Origin of the sequence: Arthrobacter sp. USHLN218 (genome assembly GCF_037144715.1) — a bacterium.
In the GTDB taxonomy this organism is placed as follows: Bacteria; Actinomycetota; Actinomycetes; order Actinomycetales; family Micrococcaceae; genus Crystallibacter.
The window spans coordinates 18,680-33,708 of the sequence record NZ_JBBCYT010000009.1 but is presented as its reverse complement, the minus strand read 5'-3'; the positions used below and the strand labels follow the sequence as shown (position 1 = coordinate 33,708).

The following is a 15,029-nucleotide window of genomic DNA, read 5'->3' as shown; positions in this document are numbered from 1 at the left end:
ACATAATTTCAGAATTCGACGTCGGCGGTGCCGGTTTCGGTGACCGGCGCCGTCGACGATTGCTTGCCGGACACGCCCGTGACCGCCGCGCTCGGAGTCCACAGCATGGCCGCCGCTCCGCTCACGGTGCGCAGGCTGCTGCTGCCGGTCAGCGCGGAGCCGGCGGTGATGGTGATGATCGTGCGCTGGGTGCCGCTGACGGTGACCGTGGAAGCGGTCATGGTGGCGTTGAACGTCGCCGTCTTGCGGCTCTTGATGTAGTTCTGCCGCAGGTTCACCGCTCCGAGGTTGATGGCGGTGTTGCCTGACCTGAGGATGTCGACGGTGTCGCCGGAGTTCCCCAGGCCGAGCAGGTTGCCGTCGCGCAGCCGCAGGGTGACCGCCAGCGGCGCGCCGGTCCAGCCTGGCGTGACGCTCGCCGGATTGATCTGTTCGCTGTAGGTGTAGCTGATGCTGTCCCCGGCCTGCAGCCTGCCGCGGGTGGCGGAGCCGTTGGCGGTCTGGACGTCGATGCCGCGCAGCGGACTGTTGTCCACTTGGCGGGACGACACCGTGGCCGAGGTTGTCACCTTCCCGCTGCTGTCCGTGAGGACGGCCCGCAGGTCATAGGACCCGTCCGCGGCCGTGCTCGTATTCCAGTTGCAGGTGAAGGGCGCGGCGGCCACGGTGCAGAGAGTGGTCCAGGTGGCGGTGCCGGCCGGCGCGGACTGGATCCTGACATTGCTGATGCCGCTCGTGGAGTTCGCGGTGGCGGTCAGGGGAACCGTGCCCGTCAGGTAGGCTCCCGGGTCTTCCAAAGAGACGGAGGAAATGGTGTTGTCCACGACCCGGCTGGCAGTAGCGCCCGAGGTGGTCGTGTTTCCGGCGGCATCCGTGGCGACGGCGCGGAAACCGTAGCTGCCGTCGGGCAGCGAGCGCGTGTCGAACCGGCAGGAGTACGGGGCGTCCGCCACCGTGCAGAGGGTGGTCCAGGTCGACGTGCCGGTCCGGGCGTACTGGATCACCACCTGGGCGACCCCGGAATGGGCGTCGGAGGCGCTGGCGGCGAAGGTCCGGGTGCCGCTCAGCGGCGTGCCCGGGTCAGTCATGGCCACGGTCGGGGCCAGGTTGTCCACCACGACGTCCGTGACTAGGGCGGAGTACGTCGTTGTCCCGCCGGCCGTGGCGGCGGCACGCAGGTCGTAGAAGTCGTTGGTGTAGGCGGTCGTGTTCCAGCTGCAGCTGTAGGGAGCAACGAGGTTGGTGCAGAGGTTGCTCCATTTGTTGGCCCCGGCCAGGGAATACTCCACGCGGACGGCATACGTCGTCGTCCCGGTGTTGTAGAGCCTGGGGGCGAGGCCGGCCGTCCCCCGCACCGTCTCCCCCGGATCGCCCAGGACCACGAGCAGGTTGTTCGCGACAATCACGTCTGCGGATTCCGACGTCGTTGAATGCCCGGCCCTGTCCGCGGCGGTCGCGCGGAGGCTGTAGGAGCCGTCCGGCACCGTCCGGGTGTTCCATGCACAGGTGTACGGGGCGGTGGTCGCGGTGCACAGCGTGGTCCAGGCGGATTCCCCGGCCGGCAGGTACTGGATCACCACGTCGCGGATGCCGGTCTCCCCGTCGGCGGCGTCCGCCCTGATCGTGGCCGTGTCTTTGAGGGACGCGCCCGGCTCAACGAGCCTGACCGTCGGCGGCGCCCAGTCACTGGAGGTGGCGAAGGTGTTCCGCTGACTGGACGTGGTCGAGGTGAAGGCTGCGGCCGAGAAGGTCTGCAGGCAAAAAAGCAGCAACGCAAGCACGGCGGACAGCACCAGCACGACGGCGGTGCGCACCCGCCGTCGTACCCGTACCGTTGCTCTGGCTTGGTTTGCGGATGGCGGTCTCGCATGCGCGCCGCGCGAAGGCGCCGGCTCGGCGGGCTGCAGTCCATGGACGGCGGCCAGCACCGCCAGGACGGTGGCCGCAGCCCAGAGCGCGAGGACCGCGAGGTTGCCGTTGGCCAGCCACAGCGCGGGCAGGCCGATCATCGGCACCAGCAGCCGCGCATGCCCGGTGATCTGCCCGCGTTGGAGCGGGGCGCTGTCGAGGTCCTTGTTGGCGTCGCCGGCCGTCGCCCACGTCCCGTCCTCATTGTCGGCGACGATCCGGTGCAGCTTCGTGATCGGGCCGCCGTCCGGGTCGGCCGCCTGGCTGGCGAATTCGACCACGCCGCCAAGGGGAACCGGGTCATCGTCGCCGAAGGGCGCGGACACCACCGCGTCCCCGGCGCTGACGTGCGGCTCCATCGACCCGCTCTGGACCACGCTGGTCTGCCAGCCGAACAGCGCCGGCAGCAGGCCGATGAGCACCAGGCTCAGGGCGATGCCCAGATACAACCGCGAGAGCGTGGACGCGATGAACAGCGGCCAGCCGTCCCGGGAAAAGAGAGGACCCAGGGCGCCGCCGGGCAGCCGCCGGGTCACGGCACCGACGGAACCGGCTTACGGCTGCGTCGGCGATTCATCGGACTGCAGCTCCCAGACCAGGTCGATACTGACCCGGGCGCCCTGCAGGGCGTTGATCTCGTCCTGCGACATGCCGGTGGTGTCGAAGCGCCACGTTCCGCGGTAGGTCATGGCTTCGCCCGGATCGCCCTCGGTCTCCCAGGCGGAGCCGCCCGTGTCGAAGTCCCGGTTGGCGCCCGCGAGCGAGGCCAGCGACTGTTCCGGAATGTCGTTGGCGGTGGGCGTGAACCCGGCGCAGTCGTTGAACGAGCCGCCGGTGCCCATCTCCAGGTCGAACTGGATGCGGTCCTCCAGGCCCTTGGAGGCAACCAGGTTCTGCGTATAGGGCCGGACGGTGCCCGGCACATCCGAGTTGGACGTGACCACGATGCACTTCTGGCCCGTCTGCCCGGGCACCATGTTCTCCACGGTGAAGGCGGCGGCGCCGCTATCGTCATCGGTCAGGAAGACCGAGCCGGTGCTCCAGGAGTTACCGGAGTTCCGGGTGGTGGTCGTAAAAGCCGCCTGGGACGCCTGCCAGACCATGGCCCCCGAGACCAGGACGGCGACCGGCGCGGCGCCGAAGGCAGCGATCTTACGTGCGCGTGCTGAAGGAGTTTTCATGAGTGAGACCTCTGTGTGCGAGTGAGCGGAAAACTTCTACCTCCGCCGCACGAGGCCACCGACGTGGGGCAGCCTCCATGCGGTTAGGTGCCACGCTATGAGTGGTTAATGGGTTAATCAACCCCTCGGTGCCCTAAACGGCGCCTGCACTGCGGGATTCCACCCGATCATGGACGCGGAGCTGGAGCAGGGCCAGCCGCGTCAGCGGAACGTCGACGCCCAGCGCGTCCGCCCGGGCCGCCAGCTGCCCCAGGATGTGCTCGCCCTCGTGCGGCAGGCCCGCGGTGACGTCCCGGTACAGCGAGGAGGTGAAGGACGAGCCAGGCTCGGTCAGCATCCGCACGCTCAGCCCGTGCTCCTTTTCCGGCACCGGATGTCCGGCCGCGGCCGCCACTGCCTCGGCCTCCGCAATCGCCGCCAGGACAAAGTCTTCGCCGCCGTCACACGCCACAATGTCGCCTACCGGACCGCGCGTGAGGCAGGTGATGGTCCCGGCGGCGGCAATGAAGACCCACTTGTGCCACATCGCCGCCATGATGTCGTCGGCCAGGGTGAGCTTGTAGCCGGGAACGTCCAGCTCTCGGAACAGCTCCTCGACCCGTGCCGTGCGCTCCCCCGACTGTTCGCCGATCGACATGGTGGCCAGCGGGTTCATCTGCCGGACGCTGCCGTCTTCGGCCACTGTGGCGACAACCTTCACCAGCCCGCCTAGCACGCGGTCCCGGCCATAGCGGGCGGTCAGCATCTCGAGGTGCGACATGCCGTTCAGGAACGGCATGATCATGGTGTCCGGCCCGACCGCTGGGGCCATCTGCTCCGCGACCGTCTCCAGGGCGCCGGCCTTGACCGCGACGATCACCAGGTCGAACGGGGAATCGAGCTCATCCGCGGTGACCGTCCTGACCGGAATGGTCTGTTCCTCCTGCGGCCCGCGGAGCCTCAGCCCGCCGCGCAGTTCGGCGGCGCGCCGTGGCCGGACCAGGTAGGTCACGTCCCGGCCGGCCTGCACCAGCCTGCCGCCGAAATAGCCGCCCGTGGCTCCCGCACCCGCAACCAGTATTCTCATTTCCCCACCCGCCAGACACACCGGACTCCGCTTCCTGCAGACCACCCAAGCACTATCCGGCGGCTCCCGGCAACATCCCGTGCGACCGATCCGACGGTGACGCCGGCCGGGCGGGCGCGCGCGGCGTGTTGTCCGCGTTGGGGCCGTAGCCGCGGCTGAACTTCCCTCGCTTAGCCGTTCCTTCCCAGCTTTAGGCTTCAAGCATCTCTCTGACCAGCAGGTTTACCAGAGGCGGCGGCAAAATCCGGGAAGTTGGACAAGGGACCACGCGCCGGCTCGTCCGACGGCGCGCGTGGTCAGGCGAGCCGGGCCTGCACGTCCTCGAGGCTCGGGTAGGCGGCCTGGGTTCCCTTCTTGGTGGTGGCCAGGGCGGCGGCGACGGAGGCGAAGGCGGCGGCTTCGGCGAGGGTCTCCCCCGCGGCGAGGCGGGCGGCGAGGGCTCCGGTGAAGGCGTCGCCGGCTCCGGTGGTGTCGACGGCGTCGACCTTGGTGGGGGCGATGGGCGTGATCCGGCTGCCATCTTCGGCCAGCGAGTCCAGCACCACGGAGCCGTGCGCGCCAAGCGTGACGACGGCCCGGTCCAGCCGGTGCTCGGCGAACTTCAGCCGCACCGGTTCCCACTCGGCGGCGTCCGCCTCGGGCCCTGGGATGTCCGCGCCGCCCAGGAACTGCGAGGCCTCGTGGGCGTTGACCAGCAGCACGTCGGCCGCCGCGGCCAGGCCCTCCGGAACCGGAGCGTATGGCGAGAGGTTGAGCAGGACGGTGGCGCCGGCGTCGTTCCCGGCCCTGGCCGCCGCCTCCACGCTCTCCAGCGCAACTTCCAGGCAGAGGCAGACCGCCGCGGCGCCGTCAAACACGTCCTTGGCCGCTGCAATGTCCGCGGGAACCACCGTGCCGTTGGCGCCGGCGGAGATGACGATGCTGTTCTCGCCGTGCGCGTCCACGGTCACGACGGCGACGCCGGTCTCCACGTCAGCGGCGCGGCGGACCCGGGAGACGTCCACGCCGGCGGCGGCCGCGGAGGCCAGCAGCATGTCGCCGTTGCTGTCCCGGCCGACGGCGCCGATGAGGCTGACGTCGCCGCCCAGCCGACCCGCGGCCACGGCCTGGTTGGCGCTCTTACCGCCGGGGTTCACGGTGAAGCCCTCGCCCTGCAGCGTTTCGCCGGGGCTGGGCAGGCGTTCGGTGTAGATCGTCAGGTCCGCGTTCAGGGAACCGACGACGACGATGCGGCCGGGCGCGGTCACCGTCCCACCTCGGCGTCGACGGAATCGGGGCGCTCTTCGTGGACCTCGGCCTCGACCGGCTTGGGGATCAGCAGCGAGGCGGCGAACGCGGCGGCGGTGATGACCAGGCCGACGATCACCACGGTGAAGTAGGAACCCCGCTCGCCCAGGGCGGAGGTGCCCACCAGGACGGCAGGCAGCACGAGGAAGCTCAGCCCCGCGCCGAGGTTGAAGGCGCCGGCATTCATGCCCGGCAGGAAGCCGGGGTTGCCCGGGGGCGAGAGGACCACGCCGAGCCCGTTGAGCATGATGTTCGCGGTGCCTGCGTACATGATGCCGAGCAGCGCCGTGCCGGCGACCATCAGCGGCAGGCTGTCCAGGCCGAAGAGCACGATAATGCCGAGCGCCACGAGGCTGCCGACCATGCCGACGCGCAGCACGGTGGTGTAGCCGAACACGGGCGCGAGCCGGCCGCTGATCGGGCCGAAGATCCAACCCAGCAACGCGTACGGGGTCAGGATGAGCAGCGCCATCTCGGTTGGGCCGACGCCGAAGCCGGGCTCCGCGGCCTGCACGTAGGCGGGGACGATGCCGTTGATGACGGCGAAGATGCCGGTCATGGTCAGCACGGTGGTGAGCAGCGGGGCCCAGGTGGCGCGCTGGCGCAGGTGGACGATCTCGACCATCGGCTGCTTGGTGCGCTTCTCGGTGGCCCAGAATGCGGCGAAGGCGGCGGCGGAGACGGCGAGCAGCACCAGGGCCAGGACGAGCGTGCCGGCGTCGAAGGCGCCGACCAGCTTGGCGGCCTCGTTCAGCGCGGTGAGCGCGGTGCCGACGGCGACGACGATGAAGAACACGCCGACCCAGTCCATCGTGGTGCCGGCCTGCGGCTTGCTTTCGCGGGTCAGGCGGGCGACGAGGAGCGCGGCGATCACGCCGAGGACCGCCATGAACCAGAAGATGCTGCGGAAGCCGTGGTGCTCGGCCAGGTAGCCGCCGAGGAAGGAGTCGACGCCGGCCACGCCGCCGTTGACGGCCAGGATGACGCCCATCATGGTGCCGTACGCCTTGGGGTTGGGGACGGCGGTGCGCAGCATGATCAGGCAGAGCGGCACGGTGGGCCCGCTGACGCCCTGGATGATGCGGCCCACGAAAAGCCAGGTGATGTCCGGGGCCAGCGCCGCGATCACGGAGCCGGCGGCGGTCAGCAGCATCATGCCGACCAGGATCCGCTTCCGCCCGACCACGTCGCTGAGCCGGGGCAGGAACAGGGAGAACAGCGCGGCGGTGGTGAAGAACCACGTCTGCGACAGGCCGATCGAGGCTTGGTCCGTCTGCAGTTCCTCGCCCATCGTGACCAGCGCCGGGCTGAGCATGGAGGCATTGAGCTGGAAGGCCACGCAGGCGGTCAGTAGCGCGACCATCAGCGCGGTCGTGCCGCCGCGCGCGGTCTTGGTTTCGGCCAGGACGGTGCTCATGACGCCGCCACCTCGGAGGTCAGGGACGCCGCGGAGGAGGACGCCGCCGTCGTACGTCCGGAGTTGCTTGCCGTGCGCGCCGAAGGCAGCGGGGAAACGGATGCTCCGGGGACAACCTCGCCGATGCGCACCAGCGCGTCGGTGACCAGGTTCCAGAACTTCTCCCGGTCCAGCTCCACCGCAACTGACGTGTGGCAGTCCGCCGGCGCCGGGGCGCGGAAGTCGGCCACCGTCATGCCCAGCGTGTGCGTGCCCTGCAGCTCGATGTTCACCGGGACGCGCCGGGTGGTCATCACGGTCGGGTCGATCACGTAGGCCACGGCGCACGGGTCGTGGACCGGCGGGTAGTCGAAGCCCTGCGCGTCCTTGTAGGTCTGCGCGAAGAAGTCCATCAGCTCGCGGACGAAGCGGGCCGGGCCGGTGCCCACCGCCTCGATCTGCGCGACCACGTCCGGGGTGGCCAGCGCCTGGTGCGTGAGGTCCAGCCCCACCATGACCACGGGCCACTTCTCGTTGAAGACGATGTGGGCGGCCTCGGGGTCGATGATGATGTTGAATTCGGCCACGGCGCTCCAGTTGCCGACGTGGTAGCCGCCGCCCATCAGGACAACTTCCTTGACCCGCTCCACGATGCGCGGCTCCTTGCGTGCGGCCATCGCGATGTTGGTCAGGCCGCCGGTCGGGACCAGGGTCACGGTGCCGGGCTCGTGGGCCATGACCGTGTCGATGATGAGGTCGACGGCGTGGCGCGGGTCCAGCTCGATCGCGGACTCCGGCTGGGCGGGGCCGTCCATGCCGGACTCGCCATGGATGTCCGGGGCGGTCTCGATGGTGCGCACCAGCGGGCGGTCGCAGCCCGCGGCGAAGGGGACGCCGGTGATGCCGGCGATGGTCCCGACGGCCAGCGCGTTCTTGGTGACCTTCTCCAGCGTCTGGTTGCCGACGACGGTGGTCACGGCGAGCAGTTCGATGTTCGGGTTGCCGTGGGCCAGCAGCAGGGCGACGGCGTCATCGTGCCCCGGATCGCAGTCGAGGATGATTTTTCGGGGTTCTGGGCTGACGGATGTGGCGTCCATATGTTTTCTCCACGTCATCGGGGCGCGCCGCGCAGGGCACTTCAATCAGAGGAAGTGTGGCATCTGCTACCCTTCTACGTCAAACGCTTGACGAAGCATATGGCTAGCGTTTGATCTTCCCCTCTACCCGAACGTGCCTACGATGGAGCCTATGGAAACCGCGCCCCGACCCCAACAGCATCGGCCCGGGAAGCGTGTGACCGCGGCGATGGTTGCCGCCCGGGCCGGCGTGTCCACCGCCACGGTTTCCCTGGTCGCCAACGGCAAAACGAGCGGCCGGGTCTCGGATGGCAACGTCGCCCGGGTCCGGCAGGCGATCGCCGAACTCGGCTACGTGGTGGACAGCGTCGGCAGCTCGCTGGCCCGCGGCGTCAGCTCCATCGTGGTCCTGGTCGCCCCGGACATCTCCAACCCGTTCTTCGCCAAGGTCATCGCCGGCGTCCGCGAGTCCCTCGGCTCCGATTTCCAGCTGCTGCTCTCCGTCACGGAGGCCGGCGAGTTCCCCCGCGCGGACGACATCCGGCGGATCCTCGCGCTGCGGCCCGCCGGGCTGCTGGTGGACGCCCCCGACGCCGAATTCCTCGAAGACCTCTCCAGCACCGGCCCGCTGGTGCTGCTCGATGCTCCCGGGCTGGAGGCCTACGCCCCGTCCGTGAACCTCGACGTCGCCCACGGCGCCCGCGAGCTCGCCGCGCATCTGGCCGGCGGCGGACACCGGCGCGTGGCCTACATGGACAGCGTCACCGGGACCGCGACCTTCGAGCTGCGCCGCGAGGCGTTCCTCGATGAGGCCGCCGCGCGCGGCATGGCGGTCGAGCAATCGGACCTGACCACCACCATCGACGTCGGAGCGGCGGCCGAAGCGTTCGCCGCCGCCTGGCCGCGCTGGCAGCGGGCCGGGGTGACCGCCGTCGTCTGCGCCACGGACACGCACGCCTACGGCGTGCTGCAGGAAGCCCGCGTGGCCGGCCTGCGGGTCCCCGAGGAACTCGCCGTCGCCGGCTTCGACGACCTGCCCTACTCCGCCACCAGCAGTCCGGGCCTCACCAGCGTCCATCTCCCCGCCGAACCGCTGGGCGCCAAGGCCGGCGAACAGCTCCGCGCCCTGATCGAAGGCCGCGAGCTCGAGCAGCCCCAGCTCACACTGGAAGGCTCGCTCATCGTCCGCGGTTCCACGGACCTCACCGCCGTCTGACGCAAGCTAGGGCAGGATCTTCAGCGCGGTGTCCCAGTTGAAGTGGACATGCTCCGGATTGACCTGCAGACCGGACACCAGGAGCATGATCGCCTCCAGCTCGCGCGCCCGGCGCAGCGGACCGACGTCGATCGGGCGCATCCCGCCCGCGGCCACCAGCGCACTGATCTCCTCCTTGGCGCCCTCGGAGTCGCCGGCGATCAGCACGTCCAGCGGCTGTCCCGCAACGATGCCGGTCTCCAGCGTCCGGGCAAACGTGGTGTTGAACGCCTTGACCACTTCCGCCCGGCCTCCCAGCAGTTCCGCCACCTCCTCCGCCGCCGACTTTCCCGGCGCCGTGGTGAGCCTGTCCATGGTCGTGTAGTCCAGCGGGTTGCTGATATCGACGACGATCTTGCCGTCCAGAGCGTCGGCGTATTCGAGGATGACCGGCTTGGCCTGCCCATGCGGCACCGCCAGCACCACGATCCTGGCCTCCAGCGGATTGCCGGCGTAGGCTCCGCTGGCTCCGGGGCCGAGGGACTCCACCAGGTCCCTCAGCTGGGTCCCGTTCCGGCCCAGGATCCGCACGGCGTTGTTGCCCTTGAGCATCCGGATCGCGATGCCCCGGGCCATGTGCCCGCTGCCGATGATGTCGATGACTGCCATCTGCTGAACCCTTCCGGCGGTCCAATGCGGCTGCCCCCGCTGGCAGCACGCAAGCATGCTATTACCGCCTCCCCGTCACGGGTAGGGCACATCGGCCGCCTAATCGTCGCGCCGGACCGGCGCCGCCTCTGCCGTTGGCGCGGCGCGTAGGTTTATCGTTGTTTCCAAGCGCCCGCCGTCCCCAGGAGAAACCATGGAACCCCTCACCGTCGAAGGCGGCAAAGCCACCCTGGAACTCCGGGCCGATGGCATCCTGAACCTGAAGTGGATCGCCGGCGTGCGGATCGAGGCGGACGACGCCCACGCTGCCATGCGCGCGGTCAACGAACTCTGCGGTGACAGCGAGCACCCCATGCTCGTGGACATGGCCACCACGGAGGCCGTCAGCCGCGGCGGCCGCGCCGTCTTCTCCATCCCCTGCGCCGCCAACCGCATCGCACTCCTCGGCCGATCGGCTGTCGACCGCGTCATCGCCAACTTCTTCCTCGGCGTCCACACCCCGCCCTGCCCCACCCGCTTCTTCACCTCCCGCCCGGAGGCCCTGAAGTGGCTGATGCAGGATTTGAACGCCGTTCCGGACCAGGCCGCGGACTGAGCAGACCGCGGCCGCGTCGATCTCCGGCGCTGACCTGCGCCTTAACCACGGGACTTGTCGATGCGCAAGGGCACAAGGTAACTTATCTGGAGTTTGCGTCCGAACGCCCTGTCAACGGAGAGGAATCGTCGGTCGTCAAGCGCTTCCACCGCAGCCGAACAAAGTTGACCAAGATGAGCACCACCACCCTGGCCAAGAAGAACATCACCGCCTCCACCGTCGAGCAGGCCCACAGCGAGCTCAACGCCGTCGTGGAAGAGTTCCAGCGCGAGGCCGCCCTCCTCGGCCGCAGCGGCGTCCTCGTCACCAAGACCGGCCCCGGCCGGTTCACCGTAGAACTCAGCGACGAAGTCCCCTACGGCCTCACCCACGAAACGGTCGCCGTCACCGCCGCCTGACCACCAACGACGGCGGCCCAGCCTTCGGCTTCACGTCCGCCTCATGCGGCTCCACGGTCACGCCGGCCCCTTAATAGAGGAAGATCGGCAGCCAGTCACGGTTGTGCGCGTGCACCAGCGCGAGGAACAGCACGAAGTCGAAGATCAGGTGCACCGTGACCACGTAGGTCAGCGACTTCGTCAGCTTGAACGTGTAGCCCTGCAGCAGCGCGAACGGAAACGTCAGCAGCGGGCCCCACGCCTGGTAACCGATCTCCCACAGGAATGATGAGAAGACCACGGCCTGCAGGAGATTGGCCAACCAGTCCGGAAAGTGGTGCCGCAGCAGCGCGAACGTGGTGCAGATGAAGAAGAGTTCATCCCAGATGCCCACGGAGTTCACGCCGACGAAGAGCCGCCAGAAGATCGTGGGATCGGACGCATCCGGCCAGTTCCGGTAGACCCCGGTGCTGATCAGGTACGCCGGCAGGATGAAGTAGCCGAGCGCCACCACGCCGACCAGGTACAGCTTTGCGGCCAGCGGCCATTTCCGGCCGGTTCGCACCGGAAACCTGATGATCCTCTCGCGGTACACGAACCGCGAGACCAGCCACGGCACCAGCACCGCCAGGGCCAGTGCGCCGCCCATCAGGGTCATGTGGCCGATGCTCAGGTCCGCATTCAGCGGCACCAGGCTGATGATCACCATTCCCGCCGCGATGAGCGCCAGATGCCGCATGAATTCCCGATCGACGAGTGCCGCCGCCACCAGGCTCGCTGCCAGCAGGCCATAGCCCGCCGGGTCATTCTCGAATCCGAACAGCAGCAGGCCGGAGGCCGACAGCAATACCGCCGGCACCAGCTTCCAGCTCAGCGCGGTCCGCACTTCCGTCGAAATCGAGGTCACCCCACCAGCATGCCAGCCCCGTCCCGGCCGCGGCGTCCGCGCCTCTCATCGGCCGCGGTGACCCCGCCGCCCTGGCCCCTCCGGATCTTCAACATCAACTACATCCAGCTCGACGCCGTGAAGTAAAACATCCAAACAACGACGGCGGCGCTCCCCTCGGGCGGGAGCGCCGCCTCAGGTGGTCCGGCGTGCTTGCTCGCGGATCAGGTCCAGCAGCGCGAGGGCATCCGACGTTGTGGTGTGGGGATTGACGATGCAGGCCCGCAGCGCCGTGGCGCCGCCGACGGTGGTCGGGGCGATGAACGCTTCGCCACTGCTTTGGAGGCCGGCGGCAAGACTCCGGTTGTGCTCATCCAAGGCGCTTCCCTCGAGGCCGGCAGGGACATGCCGGAAGCAGACGATGCTGAGCCCGTGGGCGAGGACGTCGAAGTCGGGAGCCGCTTCCAGCGCTGCCCTCAGGGCGCGGGCCACCTCGATGTCCCGCCCGATGAGGTCGCGGTAGCCGTCCAAGCCGAGATGGCGCAATTGTGCCCACAGCTTCAGGGCCCGGAACGGACGGGTCTGCTCGAGCCCGTACTCGGAGAACCAGACCGGTTCGTCGGGCGAGGGCTGGCTCTGCAGGTAGGCGGGCACAAGGCTGAAAGTCTCCCGGGCGGCCCGGGCGTCGCGGAACAAGACCATTCCCGCGTCCACGGGAGTGTACAGCCACTTGTGCGGGTCCAGGGCCAGGCTGTCGACCTGCCCGAGCTGCTTCCGCACTGACTCCAGTTCGGGAAGAAGCAGCGCCGCCGGCCCGCCGTAGGCACCATCGACGTGGAGCCAGACCTGCTGCTTTGCACAGATAGCGGCGATTTCACCGATCGGGTCGATGGCCCCGGTGTTGACCGTACCGGCGCTGGCGACCACCGCCACTGGCAGCCTGCCTGCTTCCCGATCCGCCTCAAGCATGCTTTCCAGGTCCCGGGGCGCATTCGGTCGTGCTCGTCGACCGGAACCGTGCGGATGTTGCGGCTGCCGATACCCAGCGCCTCGATGGCTTTGATGACGCACGAGTGCGCTTCCGCCGTGGCATAGACCACCGGGCGTGCGCCGGTGGTTCCATCCCGCCGGTCATCCAGGCCCGCAGCGGCGTAGGCCCGGTGCCTGGCGGCGGAAAGGGCCGTCAGCGTCGCCGCCGAGCCGCCGCTGGTCAGAAGCCCATGCGACGCCGGGCGGGACCAGCCCAGCAACTCGAGGAACCAGCGAAGCACTGCATGCTCAATGTGGACCGCGCTGTGCCGGCCGCCGGCAACACTGGGGTTGAGCGCCGCGGCCACCGCGGCGGCCGCCACGCCCACGGGATGGGGCGGCGAATTGACCCAGGCGAAGAACCGGGGATGCCCGTTCCCGAACGGGAACGGGGCGATGTTCCGGGCGATGTCGGCAAACACGCGTTCCGCCTTCGCGCCGGCCCGTGGAGCGGGTTCGGATGCCATTTCCTCCACCAGGCCGGCCGGCATAGCTTCGGTCACTGCACCGCGCGAGGCCTCCCGGAGAATCCCGGCGCACAGCGCGGCTGCCTGTTCCATGAGTTCGGCCGTTTGCCGCTCGTCCCACCGCCATCCGGGTGCCTGCGGATCCTTCATGGCTTTCCTTCCTGATCTGTGTGCCGTACTGCGTCCGCGGTTTCGCCGCTGTGCGAACCGAGGTCCATCACCAGGTAGTAGACGCACGGTTCTTTCCCCGCGTTCCGAAAGCTGTGCGAGCAGGCGCCGGGGAAGTAGATGCTGTCGCCCGCGCCCAGGACCCGCCGGTCCCCATCGAGAGCCAGCGTCAGTTCGCCCGATTCGACGGCAACGTACTCACGGCTGCCCGCCCCATGCGGAGCGTAGGTACCCGCATCCGCTCCGGGTGCAAGGACTGTGCGCATGAACTCGAACTCCACCCCAGGCAGCACCGGGCTCAGCACTCGGCGTTCCCACGAACGCTCGCGCAGTACGGACTGCTCGCCGCGCCGGAGCAGCCGCACACCGCCGTCGTCCTCCGGGGAGAGAACCCGTGCCACGCTTGTGCCCAGCGCCGTCGCCAGCCGATCGAGCGTCAGGATCGTGGGGACCCGCCCGCCGCGCTCAACCTCCGACACCATGCTGCGGCTCACACCGCTCGCCGCTGCCAGCTTCTCCACGGACCAGCCTGCCGCACTGCGCAGCGCACGGATACGCGAACCCAGGACCGCCGGATCGACGGCAGCGGAAGATGTCGACATGTCCTCCACTATAGTGGACAAATCACGGTTCCTGAAGGTCAATCGACAGCGCTTCACAATGACGCTGGATCGGCCCCACGTGACTTGCCCGGGTTCATCCATCGCCAGCGGGGCAATAGGCTGATCGAGTGGATACAGGCATAGTGAAGTCCGGCGAACAGGTCGACAGGCAGACGCGGATTCTCGACGCGGCCATGGACCTGCTGTCCCGCCATGGGATCTCCGGCGTCAACATGCGCGCGGTGGCACGCGAAGCCGGCGTCGCCTTGGGGCTAGTGAATTACTACTACCAGGACAAGACAAGCCTGATCCGAGCGGCTTTGAAGCGCGTCGACGAGGACGACATTGCCCTGGTCAAGCCCGACCCTGCCATGCCGCCAAAGGAGCGGCTCCTTGAGGCCCTTCGGCGAGTAGCCGATCCGGAACTCCTGACCACGCCATATTTGTCGCTGCGTCTCCATTTGTGGGCGCTTGCGCAGGCCAACGAAGACTTCGGGCTGATCAATGATGCAGCGTTCGAACGCTACGTCGCCGGGCTCGCCGCGCTGATCGGCGATGCCAGGCCTGATCTTTCAGCTGGCGAATGCAGGAAGCGGGCAGATGACATTGTGGTCATCCAAAACGGCATGTGGCTGACGGCGCTCCTTGGGCTAAACCGTGCATCCACCGAGCGGAGCATCAGCCGCACGGAAGAGATCGCCTTCGCCCCGTAGCGCCACGTCGCGCCGCATTTTCGATCATTCCCGCCGGCCGGGACCGGCCGATCGAAGCTCTCATTTCACGTCATTCAGAAGCTCCTCCATGGGCATAGATCGGCTTAATTTATCTTGAACATCTGTTCAAATCTAGTCTTGAACACTTGTTCAAACTCAACTAGCCTGCTCTACATGAGCCGATTCACGGCAGGCGAAGGAGCACGGATAGCTTCCTGCCACCCCTGAGCTGGACGGAGGATTCTACTTTCACGGGACGCTCCCCACGAGCGATGCTTCCCCATCAAGCGAGTGATGTTTACCACCTTTTAGATGTGCTATGCGCGCGCCGGCGTCCCGGTTTCCAGCGTTGCTAGCGTCGGGACTTAGCCCGATGAGGCTGTGGAAATCAGCGAGACCGCGACCAGCACCAGC

At 68.4% G+C, this 15,029-nt stretch carries 13 protein-coding genes and 1 pseudogene; 4 read left to right on the top strand and 10 right to left on the bottom strand.

Annotation, left to right across the window (positions count from 1 at the left end):
- Positions 1-8: 8 nt before the first annotated feature.
- From WFH44_RS18310 to uriH, 6 genes are all read right to left on the bottom strand, one after another.
- Complete coding sequence (locus WFH44_RS18310) at positions 9-2,444, bottom strand: Ig-like domain-containing protein (RefSeq protein WP_336715642.1); 2,436 nt, start codon at positions 2,442-2,444, stop codon at positions 9-11.
- 18 nt (positions 2,445-2,462) lie between these two features.
- A complete protein-coding gene (locus tag WFH44_RS18305; protein ID WP_336715641.1) occupies positions 2,463-3,089 on the bottom strand; it encodes a hypothetical protein in 627 nt (208 codons plus the stop codon).
- Positions 3,090-3,222: 133 nt separating this feature from the next.
- Complete coding sequence (locus WFH44_RS18300) at positions 3,223-4,155, bottom strand: ketopantoate reductase family protein (protein WP_336715640.1); 933 nt, start codon at positions 4,153-4,155, stop codon at positions 3,223-3,225.
- Positions 4,156-4,451: 296 nt separating this feature from the next.
- Complete coding sequence (locus tag WFH44_RS18295) at positions 4,452-5,402, bottom strand: ribokinase (protein WP_336715637.1); 951 nt, start codon at positions 5,400-5,402, stop codon at positions 4,452-4,454.
- Entirely contained in the window at positions 5,399-6,859 is a 1,461-nt protein-coding gene (uriT, locus tag WFH44_RS18290) for a uridine transporter UriT (RefSeq protein ID WP_336715636.1), read from the bottom strand. The genes WFH44_RS18295 and uriT overlap by 4 nt, the downstream gene beginning before the upstream one ends.
- The gene (gene uriH, locus WFH44_RS18285) at positions 6,856-7,935 is read right to left on the bottom strand and encodes a uridine-preferring nucleoside hydrolase UriH (protein ID WP_336715634.1); all 1,080 of its coding nucleotides are present in this window, start codon (positions 7,933-7,935) and stop codon (positions 6,856-6,858) included. Before uriH ends, uriT begins: the two co-directional genes overlap by 4 nt.
- 208 nt (positions 7,936-8,143) lie before the next feature.
- On the opposite strand from uriH, the gene WFH44_RS18280 reads away from it, so the two are divergent.
- Complete coding sequence (locus WFH44_RS18280; RefSeq protein ID WP_336715845.1) at positions 8,144-9,130, top strand: LacI family DNA-binding transcriptional regulator; 987 nt, start codon at positions 8,144-8,146, stop codon at positions 9,128-9,130.
- 6 nt (positions 9,131-9,136) lie between these two features.
- On the opposite strand, the gene WFH44_RS18275 is transcribed toward WFH44_RS18280, so the two are convergent.
- A complete protein-coding gene (locus WFH44_RS18275) occupies positions 9,137-9,778 on the bottom strand; it encodes an NADPH-dependent F420 reductase (RefSeq protein WP_336715632.1) in 642 nt (213 codons plus the stop codon).
- Positions 9,779-9,971: 193 nt separating this feature from the next.
- Here WFH44_RS18275 and WFH44_RS18270 point away from each other — a divergent pair, with 193 nt between their 5' ends.
- A complete protein-coding gene (locus tag WFH44_RS18270; protein ID WP_336715630.1) occupies positions 9,972-10,373 on the top strand; it encodes a DUF7793 family protein in 402 nt (133 codons plus the stop codon).
- 173 nt (positions 10,374-10,546) lie between these two features.
- Positions 10,547-10,771: a hypothetical protein gene (locus tag WFH44_RS18265; RefSeq protein ID WP_336715629.1), complete on the top strand. Its 225-nt coding sequence runs from the start codon at positions 10,547-10,549 to the stop codon at positions 10,769-10,771.
- Between the two features lie 70 nt (positions 10,772-10,841).
- On the opposite strand, the gene WFH44_RS18260 is transcribed toward WFH44_RS18265, so the two are convergent.
- The 3 genes and pseudogenes from WFH44_RS18260 to WFH44_RS18250 form a co-directional block, all read right to left on the bottom strand.
- Positions 10,842-11,657: a CPBP family intramembrane glutamic endopeptidase gene (locus WFH44_RS18260; RefSeq protein WP_336715627.1), complete on the bottom strand. Its 816-nt coding sequence runs from the start codon at positions 11,655-11,657 to the stop codon at positions 10,842-10,844.
- A 174-nt stretch (positions 11,658-11,831) separates the two neighbouring features.
- Positions 11,832-13,132: pseudogene (locus WFH44_RS18255) on the bottom strand (pyridoxal phosphate-dependent decarboxylase family protein).
- Between the two features lie 146 nt (positions 13,133-13,278).
- Complete coding sequence (locus WFH44_RS18250; protein WP_336715625.1) at positions 13,279-13,902, bottom strand: helix-turn-helix domain-containing protein; 624 nt, start codon at positions 13,900-13,902, stop codon at positions 13,279-13,281.
- Between the two features lie 128 nt (positions 13,903-14,030).
- Between WFH44_RS18250 and WFH44_RS18245 the strand changes: the two genes are divergently transcribed.
- Positions 14,031-14,615 carry a TetR/AcrR family transcriptional regulator gene (locus WFH44_RS18245; protein WP_336715623.1) on the top strand — a complete coding sequence of 195 codons (585 nt, stop codon included), beginning with the start codon at positions 14,031-14,033 and terminating at the stop codon, positions 14,613-14,615.
- Positions 14,616-15,029: the final 414 nt, after the last annotated feature.